This window comes from Coleofasciculus sp. LEGE 07092, assembly GCF_015207375.1.
Taxonomy (GTDB): Bacteria; Cyanobacteriota; Cyanobacteriia; order Cyanobacteriales; family Coleofasciculaceae; genus LEGE-07092.
Genome location: NZ_JADEWY010000003.1, coordinates 1 through 19,190 on the forward strand (window position 1 = coordinate 1; position 19,190 = coordinate 19,190).

Below are 19,190 nucleotides of genomic sequence, written 5' to 3' on the forward strand. Positions count from 1 at the left end.
ATCTCCCCATCTCCCCATCTCTCCCGCTCCCCTTGGCATAATTAAGATGGCGCGATCGCTGCTTTTGTGTTGCTCCAGTAGCAACAGGCAAGGCAATGGAGCGCTAGTATAAATGTTCTGGGGGCGTTCAGGCGGTAAGTCAGCGTGATTGAAGTCGAAGTCCATTCTTCTCTACGTGCCTTTCTACGAGAGCAGGGTCAACCCAGTTGGCCCCATCATTTGACGATGGCGCGGCTGGTGGCTCGAGCGTTGCGGCTGGGTCGTCCAGCATTGATTCAAACGGGCAGCACGCAAGCACGGTATCGTTTGAGCTATCTAGCACCAGCATTGATTTGGGACGGACCAGTTATCTTGGTTGCCCCCGTATCGGTACAGCAGTGGTTGCTGCGGGTCGAGATTCCTCGCTTACAGCAATGGATTGGCACGGATAAGCCCATTCAAACGGGCGACAAATTTCCCGATGAGCGTTTTGACGGACTGCTGATTACTTCACCCGCATCTTGGCTGGCAGATCGGCTGGAAGACAAAACCTGTTTTCCTAATGGTGTTCCAACTTTAATTGATGGTGCCGATGACTTAGAAGGGTGGGTGCGGGAGCAACTCCAAGGCTGCCTCCAGCCCTGGGATTGGGATGAACTGATGCTGGCACGTCCTCATCAGGCTGACTGGATTCGGGACGTGCGCGTGCGACTGACTAAAGCGATATTTCAGCACCCTCCAAACCCCTATAATTGCTGCCTGATTGATGTACCAGAACAAGAGACATTACGGCAGTTGTTTGAAGTTCTTCAGAGTTCAGTTAAAGACCAATATCGCTATCTGCCCACATCCTGGCGATATTTTTGGCACTGCTGGCAGCGGTCAGATCAGCTAATCTGGGCTACCATTGCGCGATCGCAAGGTCACTTTTGCCTGTACTGCGAACCCTTAGAAGTGGCAGGTGTTCTCAGCCAAATTTGGTCTCAGCAACCGGTGGTGTTAGTGGGTGAAGCGTTGGATTTGGAAGCCTCTGCGTCTGTATACCGCCAGCAGCTCGGTCTGGGAGAGGTAACGTGCTTGAAGTTTTCGCCAGACCGACAGAGCGAACTGATTCAGCTCTACCTGCCTGACGGACTACCGATGCCGAATACGCCGCGATTTCAGGATGCTCTGATTCAACAAGTACGCACTCTGTTAATCCTGAGTGCCAGTATGAAAGGACCTGTTGTTTTCTTGGTCGGAGATATACCCCTGAAAGCTCAAGTCGGTGCAGTTTTAGCGGCTGAATTTGGGTCGCGGGTGCAGGTAGAGAAGACCGATTTGAACGAGAGCAGCATTCTCGTTTGCGGCTGGGAATTCTGGCGCTCTCATCAGACCTTTCTCCCGCCCCCCCAACTCTTGATTATTGCCACCTTACCCATTCCTTCCTTAGAAAATCCTGTCGTTGCTGGTCAAGTCGCTTACTACAAAAAGCAGCGCTTAGATTGGTTTCGCTTGTATCTGCTACCTGCGGCGTTGAGAGAATTACAACGAGCGATCGCTCCCGTGCGAGAATCTCAGGGTGTAGTGGCTCTTTTGGATAACCGAGTCAATCACCGCAGCTACGGGCGTCAAGTTCTATCCGCTCTCAGTCCTTTTGCCCGCATTAACTATCTTGATGCCAGTTGGTTTGATTAAACTTTTGATCGAATACTCACACTTTGTACAATACATCTATTAAAAGCTTGTGAATTGAGCAAAATGAAAAAGAGTTATTTGCTTGTGACCTTAGCCTTGTTGACTTGCGCTGTTACATCCCAGCAAGTTCTAGCGGACGAGGTTTGGACAACCGAAGAATACGATGTGGTCTATCTTGAAGATCGCAACAACACCGCTATCTGGCAATACGATCAAGATGGAGTGATCTTTATCGACGGTTTAGCAGGAGAGTACACTGACCGAGGTTCATACAGTGGCTATTGGGTACAGAATTCTTCGTCAGTGCGTTGTGATACCTACAGAGAGGGTGCTGATGGCAAACCAACTTACCACTGGGGCAGATTTGAAATTACGTTCATTGACCCAGATTTCCCCTCCCGTTGGCAAGCTGACGTTAGTCTTTGCGATCGCGACCCCATTTTTACCTTGAATGGCACACCTATCACGCAGTAAGTACCATCTTTCTCCACCAAAAAGTTTTTGATCTACTGAAATAGACCTCCTAATCGATTACCCCTGCATTGCGGCTATTGTAAAGGCTCATTGACTTTTCAACCCCTTGCTTGAGGGACAGTTCAATCGCGTCAGTAGCTAGTTGCAGAACCTCAGATACAATCTGGGATTCTTGAGGAGAGAACTTGCCGAGGACGTGGGATACGGTGTCTTTATCCTTACCAGACTTACTAATACCGATTCGCAGGCGTGGGAAATTTTGCGTACCCAAATGAGCGATCGCAGACTTCATGCCATTGTGTCCGCCGGCGGAACCAGAAAGGCGCAGTCGCAGACGCCCCACGGGTAAATCTAAATCATCGTAGACAATCAATACTGACTCGGCTGGTAGCTTATACCAATCAATGGCAGCACGAATCGCTTGTCCAGAACGATTCATGTAAGTCAGGGGTTTGAGCAAGCGGATTTTATCCCCTGTCACTCCTGTCCCTTCTGCCAACATTGCCTGAAAGCGCCGATTTTCGCTCCAAGACATCTGCCCCCGACGTGCCAGGGAATCAACAACAGCAAATCCAATATTATGTCGTGTTTGGTTGTATTGGGAACCTGGATTTCCCAAGCCCACAATGAGCTGAGGAATTACTAAAGTCGGCGCGGAAGTAGCTTCTGTCATCGATTTGTACAACAGAACGGTAGAGGCTGGGGAGTTGTCCTTGTCATTTGCATACCAACCAAGGACAAATGACAAAGGACACATAACTATCCAGTGTTAGTCAATCAACCAGGATAGTGAAACAAAGACTCCAGATAGACACGGGCGCAGGCACGATAAGTCTGCGAGGTTTCTGGCGTCCTGCCATTTCCATTTTGAAGTAAAAACAGCGATAGCGCTGCTGCAAAAACTCGGTCTTGATCCCAACTCGGATGAGTTTCCAGGTAGCGCTTGAGGGACTCGTGTAAGTCTTCAGGGATTTCTGCCAAAATGCTGATGGTTGCGTTCATAGTTACCTCTGTGATCAATAGCGTGTTGGAACAAAGCAACCTTGCTCTGTTGCGCCTGTGGAAATCGGCTAATGCCGCTCTTGCTTTCTCAAATAATGAGTTGGTCGCACTATTGTCGGCTGAGATGGGGTGGGGTTGTCAATAATGCGAAATATTACAACCTTACTCAAATCCCCAAAATATTTACGAGATAATCAGGCTTTTAAAGCGATCCCCGTTACATATCTTCACATGAACTCAGTCCATTACTGTTACAGAACAGCTTGCTGAGAAAATCCCCAGTAAGACGGGAAGACTCGATCCCATCGTTCATTCCTGTGGAAAACCAGCCACAACTTGTGGAAAAGGTGGAAAGACTGTGTGGAAATGCTGGGGAATCTTTTGGGGAAAACAGAGGCGAAGGATAAGAATTGCAAAGTATTGGATTGAGATGGAGATGGGGAGACTTCGGCGTGAGCGCTCAGTCGAACGCTGGGGAGATGGGGAGCTGATTCCCTTGTCTCCGTGTCTCCGCGTCCCCTTTTGTGCAGGAACTGTCTCAATCTTCAAGCTACAGAGTGAGCGTCAATGGTGAGGGTATGACCTAAAACCCTAAAAATCTGACGCTGCTCGAATAACTCGACCAAGTCGCTGTTGATTTTTGTTTTGCTGGCTTCCTGCCGGAGAATTTTGAGGGCGGTTTCTATGGGTAGCCGACGCTTGTAGGGGCGATCGCTAGCGGTGAGGGCGTCGTAAATGTCAGCAATGGTTAACATCTGTGTTTGCATGGAGATTTCTGCTTGTTTTAAACCCTGAGGGTAGCCACTGCCATCGAGTTTTTCGTGATGCCCGTAGGCAATGGTAGGCACATCTTTCAGATGCTTTGTCCAGGGAATCCGCTTCAGAAAGTGGTAGGTGTGAGTAACGTGAGCTTCGATACCCAAGCGTTCTTGGGGTGTGAGGTTGCCTTTTGGCACCAGTAACTGAACCATCTCTTCCTGGGAAATCAGGGGTTTGACTGTACCATCAACATCACGATAGGTATATTGAGATAGGGTATTCAGTTGAGCCATAGTCTCTTCTGAAAATGCCTGGAACTCTCTTGTCAGTACAATTTCAGGTTCATTGAGTTTTTGAACTAGCTCCTGGTAGCGCTCGAGGGTTTCAATTGCCCGAGTCAACTGGTTATCCAAGTGTTCAATTTTTTGGCAATGGGGACAGCTTGACCCTGAAGCACCGTTTTTATGACTGTGGCTGGGATGCTCTAGCAAGTACTGAAATTTGTTTTGAGCGCATTCCATTTCTAGAGTGCGCTGTGCCAGGGCAAAACGATGCCGAATGATTTCCAACTGTTCGGGGAAGAGTTTTTTCCGCTTGCCTAAAATAGCTTCTGGGACGCCCACTTTACCAAAGTCGTGCAACAGTGCGGCGTAGCGGATTTCTCTGATTTGGCGATCGCTCAAATAAACTGACCCTAGTGGACCGACCGTAACCAAAGATGCTTCTTCACCCAATCGCACAGTAAGTTCGGCAACCCGCTCTGAGTGACCAGAGGTTGTCGGGTCCCGCGCTTCAATAATCTGAACAGATGCCCGGACAAATCCTTCAAATAAATTTTCAATACTCTCTTGTAACTGATTGCGTTGGATAGTAATTGCCGCTTGAGACGCTAGCGATCGCACAATGCGCTCTTCCCATTCCGAGTAGGGTTGGATCATTGAGAGCGCATTTTCATTCGTGAACGCGACATCAGCATTTACCTTGCGATTAATAAGTTGGAGGACGCCAATTACCTCCCCATCAGGCTCTTGCATCGGCAGCACCAACACTGAGCAAGTGCGATAGGGCATATTGGTGTCAAAACTGCGATCGAGCTGATAAGGCACATCTGGTGGCAAATTGTAGGCATCTGACAAATTGAGGGTTTCACCCGTCAGTGCTACGTACCCCGCCAAACTTTTGCGAGTTAACGGCATCGAAAACTCATGAAAGGGAGCGTTGGGGAGTGAATCATTCTGCGCCACTTTGAACACTAACTTAGGAGGAGTGCTACTACGATCGACTAGATAAACACTACCAGCATCGCTACAGGTGATTTCTCGACTTTTGGATAAAATTAGCTGGAGCAATTCATTAAAATCGTTACTGCGTGAAAGGGCAGAACCAATTGCTAGCAACTGCTCGATCAGTTCTACTCTTTCATAAGATTCTTGCAGGAGTTCCTGGCTTTCAATGTTCGGGATCTGAAATTTATAAACACTCATGGATTCTTAAGAATTTAATTAACGATGCAGGCTAATGGCTGGTCAAAGCTGACGGACATAAAAGCTTTAAGCGACTCATTCGCAAGCACCGAATTGCTCCAGACTCGAAGCCATTTTAGGTCGCTCAGTGAGTTTTAATTATATCTATTCTATGCAAAATGTTGAAGAAATAAAACAGCCATATGACTTATATTTATTCAACTTTTAGTGCAATATTTATCTTTTTTGAAAACAAATTATCACTTGGTATAGAGGTGTTATTTTCAGGGTTTTCGTTCATGGCATTTCGATGTTTTTTTGCAATTATTCAGAGAAAATTATCTCAAAATTTCTCTCAAGAGGGCGAAGCATTAAATAGGGAACAGGGAATAGACGATTTCAGAATTCATCTAGACTGGCTATCGTAAATGAGGAATCCCCTACTCACGACTCCCAACTCCCTTGCGAGGAATCGCAAGAGCAGTAAACGCTCCCTAAAACCAACTTTCAATGTCTTGGGAAGGAATTCCGGCAATTATGGCAAAATGACTTCATACCATCAGCCTCAGGGATGTGATGCGCAAAATCCCTGAGCTGCACCTGCATTCAGAATTTAGCGCAGGCTGAAGCAAGCCGATATTCAAGTATGGGGAGAGCCTTGAGTAAGCTGTTCCCCATCTAGTCGATATTATTGTTGGTGTTGTTAAACTCTTAGGGGATTTTTTCAGGCTCCCCAGCTCCTTGTGTCGTTAACCTCAGTTACCCTGGTTAACTGACAAAACTTGTGAGCAGATACCCAAAAAGCCATCATTCCAAGGGAGAGGGAACAAGAGGATGGATCGGCTTGGGGGTGAGGGCGCTAGACGTTTGTAAGCCAATCAACTCAGTCACCTATGATATGAACCACAACCTCGCGGTGGTGATTGTGCCGCCGATGTTCCCAAAGGTAAATTCCCTGCCAGGTTCCTAGTAGAAGTTTCCCATTAGCAATGGGAATTTGTTCTGATGTCTTGGTGAGAACGGTACGGATGTGAGCTGGCATATCATCTGAACCTTCGGCATCATGGATGTAGCTTTTGCCATCTTCTGGGACTAATTTGGCAAAAAAGTTCGATAAATCTTTGAGGACATCGGGATCAGCATTTTCTTGAATCAGCAGACTAGCTGAGGTATGGCGCAAGAAAACCGTACAAAGTCCGGTGTCAATGCCCGACTCCTCAACTACACCTTGTACTTTTGCGGTAATTTTGGCAAATGATTTGCCGTTGGTTTGAATGGTAAGTCGCTTTTGGTAATGACTCATGGGTGGGTAGAGATTGGAACAGCACGTCCTACAATGGCGAGTGCAAGAAGGCAGAGAATAAATAAGCGGTCGCGTAAAACTTCCCTTTGTCTTCCTTGCCTCCTTCTATCTAGGAGTACACCTTAACCGAGCTGCTTGAGTTCTTGGGCTGCCGTTTCTGAAGGTTTCTCTGACAAGGTTGCCGAGTCTTGCTGCCAGCCTTCATTCTCGCTAGTGCTAGTTTCCATTTTGCCTAGCTGCTCTGCCAGTAATCCTTCAGCTTCGCCTGTCAGTTCTTCCTCACCCGATTCACCGTCAAGTTCAGCAAGTTCCAATGCATCTAGCGGTTGTGTTGATACAGGTTCAGTCCCTGCTTTTGCTTCATACTCACCCGATTCACCCTTATTATCCGTTTCTGATTCCTCTCGATAGTCTGCTAGTAAAGATTCACGCTCCTCTAGCTCCTCCTCAGAAAACTCCTCATCCAGTTCAGCCGTATCCAATTTCAATACGTCTAAGTTTTCGGCTTCCTCAGAGGTATCTGTCGGCAGCTCCTGACACTCGTCACTTGCCTCATCAGTAATCTCTAGTATTTCTGAATTTGCGGCTTGGGCGTCACTCCAAGGGGAATCGTAATGATTCCATGGCAGGATGGGCGTGTTGGGAAGGTTGCGCGTCAACACTGTAATGTTATCTGGGTCGGGTTCTGGTAGATTCAACCCTTTTCCAGAGTGGTTGTTGCAAACTTGTCGAGAATTCATAATCTGAACCTAGCCAAAACTACTCAGGTCGATCAACGGGACAAAGTAAACCGCTACTACATGCAAGGTAATAACCAAAGCCAATCCCCAAGTGACGTAAGCAGAATACTGCAATGAGGACGAGACATCCTCCAGTCGCTGCTTGTTTGCATTATAGGTCTCTACCAGATTAACAATCATTCGCAATTGATACTCTTCGGCGGACAAGACTAAGTAGCGCTCCAGAAATTTTTTATCTCCTAAATTGGGACTAACTGCCAACTGACGGGGTAAAAAGGCGTTGATCAGTAGCGTGAAATTTAGCAGAAATCCTAGCAGTTCGGCAAGGCTGAAGAAACCTGGGAAAAAAAGTAGCCGAGAGATTGTTAAGCTGGTGAACAGAGCGCCATTGGTGACAAACAAGATATTTAACTTGGTGGTTAGGGCATGGCTTTGCTCTCGTTGTTGATCGAGTACCATGCGAACGTCTTGAGCTGCCAGTTCTAAGGTTGAGGGAAACGGTGTCTTTTGGCTTTCGGGCGGCTGAACCGTTTTGGCTGTCTTGGTCGTCTTGGCAGTCTTGACAGGTTTGGTTGTTTCTGATAGGGTATTTGACTTACCTGTCTTCGAGGTTGTAGTCAGCTCTGGAGTTTTAGCGGTCTTAGAAAGTTCTCCTGTCTCTAAGGTGTTTGGGGACTCTGAAGCTTCAGCCGTTTCTGGATCTTGTGCTACCTCTATTTTAAGAGCATCGGTTTTCTCTGGGGTTTGGGAGTTTTGTTCGGTTTTTTCTACAAGAAAATTAACTGGGGCTATCATTGCGGCAAACAGGATGAGTGAGTCTGAAAATAACGGACGACAGCTTGGGCGATCGCTTCCGTACCATCTTTGGCGACTGAATGGGACTGCTTGGGAGGTTGTAGAGAACGATGCAAAAACTCCCAGCGACCTTGGAAAAATTCTGTCGGGGTTACAATTTGATGGTAAGCGTAATTTTGAATACCTTCCAGTAGTAAGGGGGCTTCGGCAAAGTCCTCGCGGGTGAGAGAGACGATTGGGATGTTGAGGCGCAACGCTTCGGCAAAGGTACTGTATCCGGGTTTGGAAACCACTCGCCCACATAGTGGCATAAAATCGACGGGTCGGTAGTCATGACCGACGACTTTCAGTAAATTGGGTAACTCTGGGGCAAGGGAATCGAAGGTGATAAACTGCCAGTCTGGAAACTGAGATAAGGTGTGATAGGGAATTTGTTGAAGACTGAGTCCGCCGAAGGTGAGTAAGACGGTTTGAGATGGAGGCGTATTCAAACCTAATTTTTTCCGTAATTGATCGAGGCTGTAGCGCGGTGTTCCTCCCGTGAGTCCCACATCAGTAATCGTGGGGAATGCTGCCATGGGTTCGTGCAAGGGCAGGCGAAATAAGCGATCGCACTCACCGTAACACTCACTAATCCAATCCGCAATCTCAACAAATTCTCCACCCCAATCCCGATAGATAAAATCCCAGCCGAAGTTACTCATCATCCAGCTAGGAATACCAGCCGTTTTGGCAATTTTTGCGGCTAAGGGGGGAATATCTGCCAAAACCAGTCCAACCCGATTGGTGCGGATAAAATTGACTTCACCGGCGATGATTGAATTTTGAGCAGCACGAATGGCTTGGAGTTTTTCTAAGGTGGCTGTTTTATCCATGCTCAAGCTGTCTGCTTGAATTACTCCAACATCAAAAGCCCGTGGACGATGAATAAAATCTCCTGGAATATAAGACTCTAACAACCAACGGGGTGTTGTGGTCACTAGAATTAGCAGGATTTCTGGACACAGTCGCTGAATCGCTGCCGCTACGGATGAAGCGCGGACAGCATGACCGAAACCGTGGCTAGTGATGGCAATATATAAAGCAGGTCTAGACATTGTGGTAGTCAACTAAGGGAGTTGAGATAGATGTCGCGGGAGCATGTCAACTTTGTAGGTTGGGTTTCGTTCCTCAACCCAACTCTAGTTTGTCGGTTGGGTAGAGCGATAGCGAAACCCAACCTACATGAGTGCTACGTGCAAACTTGACATGCTCCCGATGTCGCCAACATTTTTGCCTGAACTCTTTGCTTTTCTCAAGGGGAAAATACACAAATCTTTTAGGCGATTAATCTCTAAGGTATCTTTTGCCAGAATTTTTACAACATTCGGGAACGCTGTATAATTTTTGTGGACATAATCTGTTGGATACTACTGGCAGGGAATATAGCTCCCATTACCTTTAAAGAATGTAGGGGCTAAAAATTTGGTGCTACTTTAAGCGGTAGTGTTTATTTTCCTGATCGCATAAACCAGCTTTTGTATAAAGGGACAGCACCTTATAGGAAGCTAGTCCTGTGCAAGCCAAGTCTGATTTTAACGTCCCTCATCAAGATTTACTCTCTACTGACCCATATTTTATAAGTGAAGCCCAGTCTTCTTTGAGAACTAACGGGAAAGAATTGGGCGATCGCTCAACTTTGTACTTGGGATATGCCCCAAAGGTTGCCATTTATACCTTAGCGGCAATTACGACGGGGGGTTTGCCAGTTTCTGCGTGGGCTAACTCCGATGTCAGTATTGCCGAGCAACCGGAAATCTTGGAGCTAGAGAATACTGAATCGATGGAAACCTTGGCAGTACAAGAGGTTGCGATCGCTTCACCCGAATCGGTTACAGTACAAGAATTTGCGCCAGAAACTTTGGCAGCGTCTGAAGGGTTGGTGGTTGAGGCTAAACCTGAAGTCAGATCAACAATGTCAGAGGCAAAAGACGTTGCGCAAGCAACTTCAGTGTCTAAATTAGCGATCGCACCGCCTGAACAGGAACCGCCAAACTGGGTGATGCCAACCCTTGCTAGTGCCGAACCTGGAGGAGAAACCCTTCAGGTATTGGGAGAGGAGGTTAGGAGAGGAAATTTAGACGAATCCATTCAAGAACCTCGTCCTCAACCCCTTAAGCCGTCTTCTCTCCCTACCCTTGAAACTCCAGAAACTGAAAGAACGGCAAGGGAGTTTTTAGCGGCTTCTCAAGAAAAATCCTACAAAGTTGCCCTCAATACTACTGCCTCTGCTACCTGTCTCGCCCAAGTGCCAGCCAAAAATTCTTCTTGTTTAGAAGTAGAGCGTTTGCAGGATGAGCTACGGGCGTTGGAAGATTTAGAGGTTGAGGGACAATTTCGAGCGTCACCCGCACTGAGTATTGTGATTCCAACCGCCTTTGGTGCGGATAATAATACAGGATTTATCAGCGCCACATATCAAGAGCGCACTCGCTACAGTAATGTAGATGACGGTGCTTTGGGAATTGGTATTGGTTTAGGGGATGCGGAGAAAGCTGTAGGGGTAGAGTTATCTTATGCGATCGCCAGTTTTGGTTCTAATCGGGATTTTGGCAGTGGTGGCTTTAATGTGAAAGTGCATCGCCGCTTGCCCAGTGATTGGGCAGTAGCAGCGGGTTGGAACGGTTTTTTAAATGTGGGTGACGATAATGACTTTGAGCATTCTCTCTATGGAGCAGTGAGTAAAATTTTCCGGACGCGAGAGGATATTACCCAGCCGTTCAGTCGAGTAGCGGTAACAGCCGGTGTGGGCAATGGGCAGTTCCGGACGGAGGATGCTGTTGATAACGACAATGGGACGATTAATGTATTTGGTAACATTGCCGTCCGCGTGGCAGAACCTGTGAGTTTAATTGCTGAGTGGAGTGGACAAGATTTAGGAGTCGGTGTTTCGATTGCTCCGTTCAAAAATATCCCGTTAGTCATTACGCCAGCCGTGCGAGACATCGCGGGAGCCGGGGATGGGCCTCGATTTGTTTTGGGTACGGGTTTTGCCTTTAAGTTCTAAGAACGGAAGTGCGTGAATTTGAATGAGAATGTGGAGTGAGAGTGATGGATAGAAGAAAATGGCTCAGTTGGGTTATTGGTACATCTGTGGTTAGTAGTGGATTAATGGCAACCCCTGGCAAAGCTCTGCCACCGAATCAATCGGATATTACAGGAACCAACATTTGGAACAATACGGCACCCATCTTTGAGGAAGAGGGGAAACTCTCTCCGGCAATTCTAGATGAAGCTCGCCGTCTTGACGAAGCGCTAGAAAATGCCTCGGAGCAATGCTGCAATGTGTCTAAACCTGTTGCGCCGCGTCGGTTTTCTAGAACTCCCCCTGACCCAAATCGGGTTTGTAGCAACCCGGATTGTGTAGAATTGGATAGCTTAGTGGAGGAAACCAGAGACTTTCTCGATGATGTAGACCGTTTGCGGGCGGAACAGGTGAGGGCAAACCGGAATCGCCTTTGGTAGTTGGTCATTTAATTGGGTAATGGGGTATGCTCTATCCTACAGGTGTAAACGATGCAGACGAAAGAACTGATTATTGAGGCAGGTCGCACGGAACACCAGTATTGGAAAGACTTGTGGCGTTACCGGGAGTTGTTTTACTTTCTCGCTTGGCGGGATATTCTGGTACGGTACAAGCAGACAGCGATCGGGATTGCCTGGGCGTTGATTCGACCGTTTCTGACAAGGATTGATAGTGTAAAATTACATGAAAGTCTTACGGATAAACCAATCCGATACTTCCGGAGGGGCGGCGATCGCAGTTTATCGATTGCATCAAGGTTTACTAGCTCAAGGTATTGAATCGCGATTTTTAGTCAACCAAGTTAACAGTAGTAGCAATTGCGTAGATGCTATCCCACCTAGACGTAGAATTGACTATCAATTATTGCGCTTGACTCGACATATCGGATTCAACGATATTCATTTAACTAGTACATTTGATATTCTCAAACATTCGTTTTATCAAGAGGCAGACATCCTCCATTTTCACAACTTGCATGGTGGCTACTTTAACTATCTAGTACTTCCCTCATTGACAAAAAATAAGCCGTCCATTCTCACGTTACACGATATGTGGGCAATTACTGGACATTGTGCTTATAGTTTTGATTGCGATCGCTGGAAAATTGGCTGTGGTCGATGTCCTTATCTACATACTTATCCAGCTATTCAGAGAGATAGTACTCGCTGGGAGTGGCAGCTAAAAAATTGGGTTTATAGTCGCTCAAATTTATGTGCTGTTGTGACGACTAGTCGCTGGCACGCTGAGCAGGCGAGGCAAAGTATGTTAAGCCATGTGCCAGTTCATCGTATTCCCCCCGGACTAGACACCCAAGCCTATCAACCCCTGGACTCTGAACAGTGTAGAGTACTGTTGGGTATACCAACTGACAAAAAAGTGCTGATGTTTGCTGCCGCCAAACTCAATGATCCGCGCAAGGGTGGTGATTTGCTGATAAAAGCACTACAAAGTTTACCTGAATCTTTAAAAACTGAAACAATACTGCTAATTCTGGGTAATGGCGGGGAAGCAATCGCAGAGACAGTGGGGATACCCACTCTCAATCTTGGCTTTGTCGGTAGCGATCACTTAAAATCCGTTGCTTATTCTGCTGCTGACTTGTTCCTCTTTCCCACTCGTGCTGAGAATTTCGGACTGGTAGCGCAGGAAGCAATGGCTTGTGGAACACCAACAGTATCCTTTAAAATTGGCGGGGTTCCCGATTTGGTGCGTCCGGGTGTTACAGGCTATTTAGCTAAACCTGAAGATGTGACAGATTTCTGTAATGGTATTATGCAATTGCTTGAAGATCGGAGTCTACGTGAGTATTTAGGTCAACAATGTCGTAGGATTGTCCTTGAAGAATACCAATTAGAACTCTATGCTCAACGATATATTGAGCTGTATCATCAGGCTTTGGCAAACTAGGGTGTGATCAAGCAGCTAACCGGATCAAGACTTGTGTGTTTACTCCTAATTTTTTTCATAAAAATTAATTAAAAAAATACCTAGTTCAGTATTGATCCGGATTCAATAATTATAGATTGAAGGCTACGCTAGAAATAATCGAACAAGGTCAATCAATATGGCACGCATATCAGGTACGAGTTTAGACGATCTCTTAGATGCGATAGCATTGGGTTTTGGTGGAGAAGATAACATAATCGGAGGTGGTCAAGGTCGAGATACGTTGATTGGTGGTAGCGGCAATGACAGATTGACGGGCGGCTCAGGTCGGGACGTTATGGAGGGGGGTAATGGTGATGACACGTACTTTGTTGACGCTGATGACAGGTCATTTGATATTCGAGAGGCTCCTAATCAAGGCTTTGATACTATTATTTCTCCTGTAAGCTGGACATTGCGTAGTAATTTCGAGAAACTAATTCTGACGGGAAGTAACAATATCGATGGTACAGGCAACGATGCAGACAACACGATCATAGGTAATATAGGTAACAACATACTTAGGGGTTTGCAGGGTAATGATATTCTTAATGGTCTAGCAGGTAATGATCGGCTTGAGGGGGCTTCAGGCGATGATCACCTGGATGGGGGTCTGGGTGATGACACATTAGTTGGGGGTGCTGGCAATGACCGATACTTTGTTGATAGTACGAACGACGTAATTATTGAGGAAGCTGGTGCTGGTGGAGGCATCGATCTGGTTTTTGCTAGTGTCGATGGCTATACGTTGAGTGCTAATGTCGAGAGTCTATTCTTGAGTCCTAGTATCATTTCTGGTACTGGCAATAACAATAACAATTACATTCAAGGGAATACAGAAAATAACATCCTGAATGGTGGAGGCGGTAATGACTTTCTGAATGGTCGTGACGGCAATGACACTCTCAATGGTGGTGATGGTAATGATCGGCTCGATGGAGGTAGCGGCAGCAATATCCTAAACGGCGGTTTAGGTGATGACCAATACTTTGTGAGAAATGTTGGTGACGTTATTAACGAAACCGCTGGTCAGGGGACTGATACTGTCAATTCACTTTTAGGGGACTACATTTTGCCGAGTAATCAGGAGGTAGAAAACCTGGTATTGGTTGAAGTCGATCCTCTTAATCTTTTAGTTCCCCCAGTGGCAGTTACAGGTGCAGGCAATGACTTAGCCAATACAATTACTGGCAATTCCCTCGATAACATCCTGAATGGCGGCGGCGGCAACGACACTCTGGACGGGGGTGCTGGTATGGATATCTTGAATGGCGGTAACGAGAACGATCTCCTGAATGGTGGTGACGATAATGATACCCTCAACGGGGATGAGGGAAATGATGTCCTCAACGGAGATGCGGGAGACGATCTCCTCAACGGTGGAGCAGGAGATGACAGGCTTAGAGGTGGTGATGGCGTTGATACGCTCAATGGTGATACTGGGAATGATTCTCTGCTTGGTAATGCTGACAATGATATCCTCAACGGCGGTGCAGGAGATGATCTGCTTGAGGGCGGTGATGGTGAAGATCAATTAACCGGCGGTGCAGGTCGTGACCGACTTTTTGGCAATGCGGGGAACGATACCCTGATTGGTGATTTTGGGTTTGTTGGTGAAGTTGATACTATGTGGGGTGGAGCAGGAGCCGATACATTTGTGCTTGGGGATGGGACTAATATCTTCTATGACGACGGCGATCCGACTACTGTTGGTAACACAGACTATGCCTATATTCGGGACTTTAGCATCGCCGAAGGCGATCAGCTTCTGCTTACAGGCGCAGAGGCAGACTATATTTTCAATGCCAATGCTGCTGGAGGTACTCAAGTCCGTTTGAATGAACCGATATCTGAAGTTATTGCCATCATTACGGGAGTTTTACCTGCTGAGGTTATGGGTGCAACTATTTTTGTATGAAGCCGAAAAAGCTGGCTCTCTCGTACCTACGTTGATAAGCCAAGCTGATTATTTTTGAAGCTTGATTTTCCAACTCACTGATAACTCAATTGGAGAAATGCCTTTAAGAGTTTTGCTGATTTCCTCAGTGCTGCCACGATATACTGTCGGCGGTGAGATGCTTCTTTATAGGCATTTTTCCCAGGAGTCAGAGTTAAGTTTAGTGATTGCCACAGATAATTCTGAGGGTTTGCTGGTAGAAGATACTGTGGATGTAAAAGCTAACCCACTACTAAATCGGCTCAATAAAACCCGGCTGTCCAGGTGGGCGCATGATGTCCGCCAGTGTTTCAATAGCTTTTATAACTACAATCAGCTTCTGGATTATATCCAACACAACAAACCGGATTTAATTGTCACAGTAGCCCATGGCGAGTTATGTTGGCTAGCTCAACAACTGTCTCAGAGGTTTAATATTCCTCTGGTGACGTTTTTTCACGATTGGTGGCCCGCTCTAGCTTATGTCCATGATTGGGCGAGGGGAAGGATAGCCAGTCGATTTCGACGTCTTTATCAGCAAAGTCAGCTTTCCTTGTGTGTCAGTGAAGGAATGCGACAGGCACTAGGGACACACTCGAATGCAAAAGTTCTGTTGCCCATTCCCGACAACTCTGTTCTCGTGACAACAACAGAAAAATTAACGTGTCAGGGAAAATTCAATGTCATCTATGCGGGAATTCTTTCGGGGATTTACAGTTCAATGCTACAAGCTTTATGTAAGTCAGTTCAGCAAATTCATGAGTTTCAGTTAAAGTTATTTGGTCTCAAGCCAGATTGGTCAGACTTCCTGTTGCAACAGGTTAGAGCAGAGGGAATCTATGCTGGTTTTATCTCAAGAGAGTTGTTAACGGATGAGTTAAACAAGGGTAATGCCTTACTCGTCGTTATGTCTTTTGAGCAGCGGGATAAAACCCGGATGCAAACGAGCTTTCCTTCTAAACTAGTGGACTACTGCCAGTTTGGAAAGCCAATTATTATTTGGGGGCCAGACTATTGTTCAGCCGTTCAGTGGGGTCGTCAATATCAGTCCGCTTTATTAATCACCTCGCCGTTAGTACAAGATTTAGTGACAGCGATTAAAAGACTGGCAATTCATCCGGAAGAGCAAAAGCGTCTTGGCAATAAGGCTTTAGAAATGGCAAAGGGTATGTTCAATCCCGAAAAAATTCAACGGCGGTTTATGGAAAGTATTCAGCAAGTCGCTGCTGTGAAATATTAGAAGATAATTAATTTTAATCGAAATCATAAATTTATGTTACCTAAGAGTGTTAATAATTTTATTGATGGTCTCTTACTTACTACCTTCAAAAAAATACCGAGCCGCTTCGTGAGGAGATTGCTTTGGTTATTGCACACTCATCCTACTATTACAGATAAGTGGGGATACTACATTCGTCAAGTTCATTATTACGAACCACTGCCTGACTTTTCAAAAATCACTCATGAACAAACTTTTAAAAGACGCTATTCAGATTGTATAGATTGGAATTTTAAAAATCAAATCGAATTAGTTCATAAATTAAGTTCTTACTATGATGAAATTCATGAAATAGCTAAGAAAAAATCATTAAACGCTAATTTTGATTTTTTTAATCCTATATATGTTGAACTCGATGCAGCAGTTTACTATGCGTTAATTAGAGAAATAAAGCCATCAAAAGTTATAGAAATTGGAGCGGGATATTCAACTCAACTTGCTCGTATAGCAATTGCCAGAAATCATGATGAAGGAAAGGGGGGTAACATTATTTGCATTGAACCCTACCCCCAGCCAATACTATCCCGAAGCAATCTTGAGGTGGAAGTCATCACTGAACGAGTTGAAACCATCGAGCTAGGCTTTTTCGAGCAATTAAGTGCTGGCGACATCCTTTTTATCGATTCCACCCACACTGTAAAATTTGGCGGTGATGTCTGTCGAGAAATTCTAGAAATTTTGCCAACGCTTGCTAGTGGGGTTTGGGTTCATTTTCATGATATATTCTTTCCCTACGATTATCCACCAAAATGGCTGATTGATGAGCGTAGAGCTTGGAATGAACAATATATGCTTGAAGCCTTTTTAGCTTATAATTCCCAATTTGAAGTAGTCTTGGCTAATCATTGGTTGGCTATAGATTATCCGCAGGAAGTCGCCAAAATTTGGTCTGGAGTTCTGAAATGGGAAGAACCTTATCATAAATGTGGCAGCCTATGGCTTCGCAAAAAGTAATAATAAGGGGAATACATTATGTCAACTGTCTCCATTATTACCCCACTTTACAATAAGGCAGCCTATATTACTGACACTATTCAATCGGTACTTTCCCAAACCTACTCCGACTGGGAAATGCTAATTGTAGATAATGGATCGACTGATAGTAGTTGGGAACAAGTTCAGCAAATTCAGGATTCGCGCATTCGCCTTTTGCAGTCACCGAAGCACGGACCAGGGGCAGCTCGCAATTACGGATTGACTCATTCTCAGGGAGAATGGATTCAGTTTTTGGATGCCGATGACTTACTAGAACTCGACCATTTAGAATTACAGCTAGCAGTTGCCAAACAAAATCCTGATGCTGAAATTATTGTTTGCTATTGGCAAGAATTTAGCGATGATAATCCCACCCTTAAAACAATCAAGCAACCCTCAGGTATCGGACAGCCAATTCAGGTTCTGCGGGATAGTGCGATCGCTTTTGCTCCTTGGGCTGTACATGCAGCTTTAGTCAAACGCTCTACCCTATCTCTTGATTGTTATTGGTCCGAGCAACTCGATCTGTACTTAGGAGAAGATATTGCGTTTTGGTTTAAATTGCTGAGTAGATGCACAGTAGCTTATGGAGAAAGCAAAGGAGCACTCTATCGTATCCATACTTCCCAGTGCCGCACTCAATACTTAAATCCTGAAAAATGGTTTGAAGGAGTTCATGCAGCAATTGAGTTAAATCGGCAGTATTGGCACAATACGAACCACTCCTACACGCCAAGGCAATGCGAAACTCTGATGCGTGTTTATTCAGAAATTTATTGTTTGGCACGGAAACAGAAATCACCTACTGTAGAAGAGCAAGCCCTGTCTGAGGCATCAGGCTGGTTAAGCGAGTATTTTCGAGTAGCGCCTAAACCGAAGCCATCAATGCTCCTTCGTCGTCTGATGGGAATCAAGCCTTTTTTAAGGCTGACTCAACGTTAGGCATTCTTGATGAGGTGGTGTCTTCTATCCCGATCACCTAGCGGCAGACGTGTATAGTAGGTAGATGCCTCGGCTCTTGCTCATCCTCGTATTCTGATTCCAGTGATGTTATCACGCTCACTCAGAAATTTAGTCTTCAAGTTTCGCTATGGGTTCAAGGGAGTTCCTTTCCAAATCGCCGATCAAACTATACGCCTTGATGAGTCCCTCAGACGCTGGAATGTTGGAGCAGAGTTGTCTGCTCATCAGATTTTAGCAGAATATTTAGGTAAAGGTGATATATTTATTGACGTTGGCGCAAATTTTGGCTTACATACGCTCTATGCTGCTAAATTAGTCGGCAATCAAGGTCATGTATTTGCTTTTGAACCCGTACTATCAAACTTAAAACTGTTGCAAAAAAATGTAGCCTTGAGTGGGGTTCAGCAGCAGGTAGAAATTGTGTCCAAAGCACTGTCGAATTCATCTGAATCCTTTTTGACGTTTTATCTCCCACCAGAAGAGGTTGCAGTAACTGCCTCTATCTGTCCAAGTGACGAAAACATTCAGACAACAAAAGTTGCAAACGTTCGTCTTGATGATTATTGGAGCAATATCAACCTACCAGTCCACCTCATCAAGATTGATGTAGAAGGAGCTGAATTAGAAGTTTTGCGGGGAGCAGAAAAACTGCTTAAACAATGGCAGCCGCAGTTACTGATTGAAGTTCATGGATTCGCCCTGCCTAACTTCAACACTAGTGTAGACGAACTGCGAGAATTTCTGAAAGCGCTTGGCTACCAAGAACGGTTATTAGAGGGAGATCAATTCCACGAGGAACACTATTTTCAGGCGCTTTACAGTAGCTAGATAAATCATATTTCATTCTTGAAACAG

At 45.6% G+C, this 19,190-nt stretch carries 17 protein-coding genes and 1 pseudogene; 11 read left to right on the plus strand and 7 right to left on the minus strand.

Annotated features, from left to right (window positions below; genetic code table 11):
• Positions 1-144 precede the first annotated feature (144 nt).
• Positions 145-1,656, plus strand: coding sequence for a helicase C-terminal domain-containing protein (locus IQ257_RS01215; RefSeq protein WP_193876134.1), 1,512 nt, complete (start codon positions 145-147; stop codon positions 1,654-1,656).
• 63 nt (positions 1,657-1,719) lie between these two features.
• On the plus strand, positions 1,720-2,130 hold the full coding sequence (locus IQ257_RS01220) for a hypothetical protein (protein WP_193876132.1): 411 nt from the start codon (positions 1,720-1,722) through the stop codon (positions 2,128-2,130).
• A gap of 49 nt (positions 2,131-2,179) precedes the next feature.
• On the opposite strand, the gene pth is transcribed toward IQ257_RS01220, so the two are convergent.
• The 7 genes from pth to IQ257_RS01255 form a co-directional block, all read right to left on the minus strand.
• Positions 2,180-2,803 (minus strand): aminoacyl-tRNA hydrolase, encoded by a 624-nt coding sequence (gene pth / locus IQ257_RS01225; RefSeq protein WP_193876130.1) that lies wholly within the window; start codon positions 2,801-2,803, stop codon positions 2,180-2,182.
• Positions 2,804-2,907: 104 nt separating this feature from the next.
• Positions 2,908-3,132 carry a DUF2811 domain-containing protein gene (locus IQ257_RS01230; protein ID WP_193876128.1) on the minus strand — a complete coding sequence of 75 codons (225 nt, stop codon included), beginning with the start codon at positions 3,130-3,132 and terminating at the stop codon, positions 2,908-2,910.
• Between the two features lie 545 nt (positions 3,133-3,677).
• Positions 3,678-5,375, minus strand: coding sequence for an HD family phosphohydrolase (locus IQ257_RS01235; RefSeq protein WP_193876126.1), 1,698 nt, complete (start codon positions 5,373-5,375; stop codon positions 3,678-3,680).
• Positions 5,376-6,237: 862 nt separating this feature from the next.
• Positions 6,238-6,657, minus strand: a complete 420-nt coding sequence (locus tag IQ257_RS01240) for a secondary thiamine-phosphate synthase enzyme YjbQ (RefSeq protein ID WP_193876124.1) — start codon at positions 6,655-6,657, stop codon at positions 6,238-6,240.
• 122 nt (positions 6,658-6,779) lie between these two features.
• Positions 6,780-7,397: a hypothetical protein gene (locus tag IQ257_RS01245; RefSeq protein ID WP_193876121.1), complete on the minus strand. Its 618-nt coding sequence runs from the start codon at positions 7,395-7,397 to the stop codon at positions 6,780-6,782.
• Between the two features lie 9 nt (positions 7,398-7,406).
• A complete protein-coding gene (locus IQ257_RS29690; protein WP_228060324.1) occupies positions 7,407-8,192 on the minus strand; it encodes a hypothetical protein in 786 nt (261 codons plus the stop codon).
• On the minus strand, positions 8,189-9,289 hold the full coding sequence (locus IQ257_RS01255) for a glycosyl transferase (RefSeq protein ID WP_193876119.1): 1,101 nt from the start codon (positions 9,287-9,289) through the stop codon (positions 8,189-8,191). The genes IQ257_RS29690 and IQ257_RS01255 overlap by 4 nt, the downstream gene beginning before the upstream one ends.
• 458 nt (positions 9,290-9,747) lie before the next feature.
• On the opposite strand from IQ257_RS01255, the gene IQ257_RS01260 reads away from it, so the two are divergent.
• The 9 genes and pseudogenes from IQ257_RS01260 to IQ257_RS01300 all read left to right on the plus strand — a co-directional run bounded on the left by IQ257_RS01260 (position 9,748) and on the right by IQ257_RS01300 (position 19,163).
• A complete protein-coding gene (locus IQ257_RS01260; protein ID WP_193876117.1) occupies positions 9,748-11,238 on the plus strand; it encodes a hypothetical protein in 1,491 nt (496 codons plus the stop codon).
• Between the two features lie 44 nt (positions 11,239-11,282).
• Entirely contained in the window at positions 11,283-11,696 is a 414-nt protein-coding gene (locus IQ257_RS01265) for a hypothetical protein (RefSeq protein WP_193876115.1), read from the plus strand.
• A 51-nt stretch (positions 11,697-11,747) separates the two neighbouring features.
• A pseudogene (locus IQ257_RS31325) lies at positions 11,748-11,924 on the plus strand (ABC transporter permease); the annotation flags it as partial.
• 16 nt (positions 11,925-11,940) lie between these two features.
• On the plus strand, positions 11,941-13,164 hold the full coding sequence (locus IQ257_RS01275) for a glycosyltransferase family 4 protein (RefSeq protein WP_193876113.1): 1,224 nt from the start codon (positions 11,941-11,943) through the stop codon (positions 13,162-13,164).
• 157 nt (positions 13,165-13,321) lie between these two features.
• Positions 13,322-15,100, plus strand: coding sequence for a calcium-binding protein (locus IQ257_RS01280; RefSeq protein ID WP_193876111.1), 1,779 nt, complete (start codon positions 13,322-13,324; stop codon positions 15,098-15,100).
• 97 nt (positions 15,101-15,197) lie between these two features.
• Positions 15,198-16,358 (plus strand): glycosyltransferase, encoded by a 1,161-nt coding sequence (locus tag IQ257_RS01285; protein ID WP_228060325.1) that lies wholly within the window; start codon positions 15,198-15,200, stop codon positions 16,356-16,358.
• Between the two features lie 33 nt (positions 16,359-16,391).
• On the plus strand, positions 16,392-17,351 hold the full coding sequence (locus IQ257_RS01290) for a class I SAM-dependent methyltransferase (RefSeq protein ID WP_193876109.1): 960 nt from the start codon (positions 16,392-16,394) through the stop codon (positions 17,349-17,351).
• A gap of 18 nt (positions 17,352-17,369) precedes the next feature.
• A complete protein-coding gene (locus IQ257_RS01295) occupies positions 17,370-18,314 on the plus strand; it encodes a glycosyltransferase (protein ID WP_193876107.1) in 945 nt (314 codons plus the stop codon).
• 105 nt (positions 18,315-18,419) lie between these two features.
• Entirely contained in the window at positions 18,420-19,163 is a 744-nt protein-coding gene (locus IQ257_RS01300; RefSeq protein WP_193876105.1) for an FkbM family methyltransferase, read from the plus strand.
• Positions 19,164-19,190 lie beyond the last annotated feature (27 nt).

Bases quoted from the DNA above. Each gene is read 5' to 3' on its own strand.
- IQ257_RS01235 (WP_193876126.1), bottom strand. From the start codon at position 5,375: ATGAGTGTTTATAAATTTCAGATCCCGAACATTGAAAGCCAGGAACTC.
- IQ257_RS01265 (WP_193876115.1), top strand. From the start codon at position 11,283: ATGGATAGAAGAAAATGGCTCAGTTGGGTTATTGGTACATCTGTGGTT.
- IQ257_RS01280 (WP_193876111.1), top strand. From the start codon at position 13,322: ATGGCACGCATATCAGGTACGAGTTTAGACGATCTCTTAGATGCGATA.
- IQ257_RS01275 (WP_193876113.1), top strand. From the start codon at position 11,941: ATGAAAGTCTTACGGATAAACCAATCCGATACTTCCGGAGGGGCGGCG.
- IQ257_RS01255 (WP_193876119.1), bottom strand. From the start codon at position 9,289: ATGTCTAGACCTGCTTTATATATTGCCATCACTAGCCACGGTTTCGGT.
- pth (WP_193876130.1), bottom strand. From the start codon at position 2,803: ATGACAGAAGCTACTTCCGCGCCGACTTTAGTAATTCCTCAGCTCATT.
- IQ257_RS29690 (WP_228060324.1), bottom strand. From the start codon at position 8,192: ATGATAGCCCCAGTTAATTTTCTTGTAGAAAAAACCGAACAAAACTCC.
- IQ257_RS01295 (WP_193876107.1), top strand. From the start codon at position 17,370: ATGTCAACTGTCTCCATTATTACCCCACTTTACAATAAGGCAGCCTAT.
- IQ257_RS01300 (WP_193876105.1), top strand. From the start codon at position 18,420: ATGTTATCACGCTCACTCAGAAATTTAGTCTTCAAGTTTCGCTATGGG.
- IQ257_RS01220 (WP_193876132.1), top strand. From the start codon at position 1,720: ATGAAAAAGAGTTATTTGCTTGTGACCTTAGCCTTGTTGACTTGCGCT.
- IQ257_RS01245 (WP_193876121.1), bottom strand. From the start codon at position 7,397: ATGAATTCTCGACAAGTTTGCAACAACCACTCTGGAAAAGGGTTGAAT.
- IQ257_RS01285 (WP_228060325.1), top strand. From the start codon at position 15,198: ATGCCTTTAAGAGTTTTGCTGATTTCCTCAGTGCTGCCACGATATACT.
- IQ257_RS01230 (WP_193876128.1), bottom strand. From the start codon at position 3,132: ATGAACGCAACCATCAGCATTTTGGCAGAAATCCCTGAAGACTTACAC.
- IQ257_RS01240 (WP_193876124.1), bottom strand. From the start codon at position 6,657: ATGAGTCATTACCAAAAGCGACTTACCATTCAAACCAACGGCAAATCA.
- IQ257_RS01290 (WP_193876109.1), top strand. From the start codon at position 16,392: ATGTTACCTAAGAGTGTTAATAATTTTATTGATGGTCTCTTACTTACT.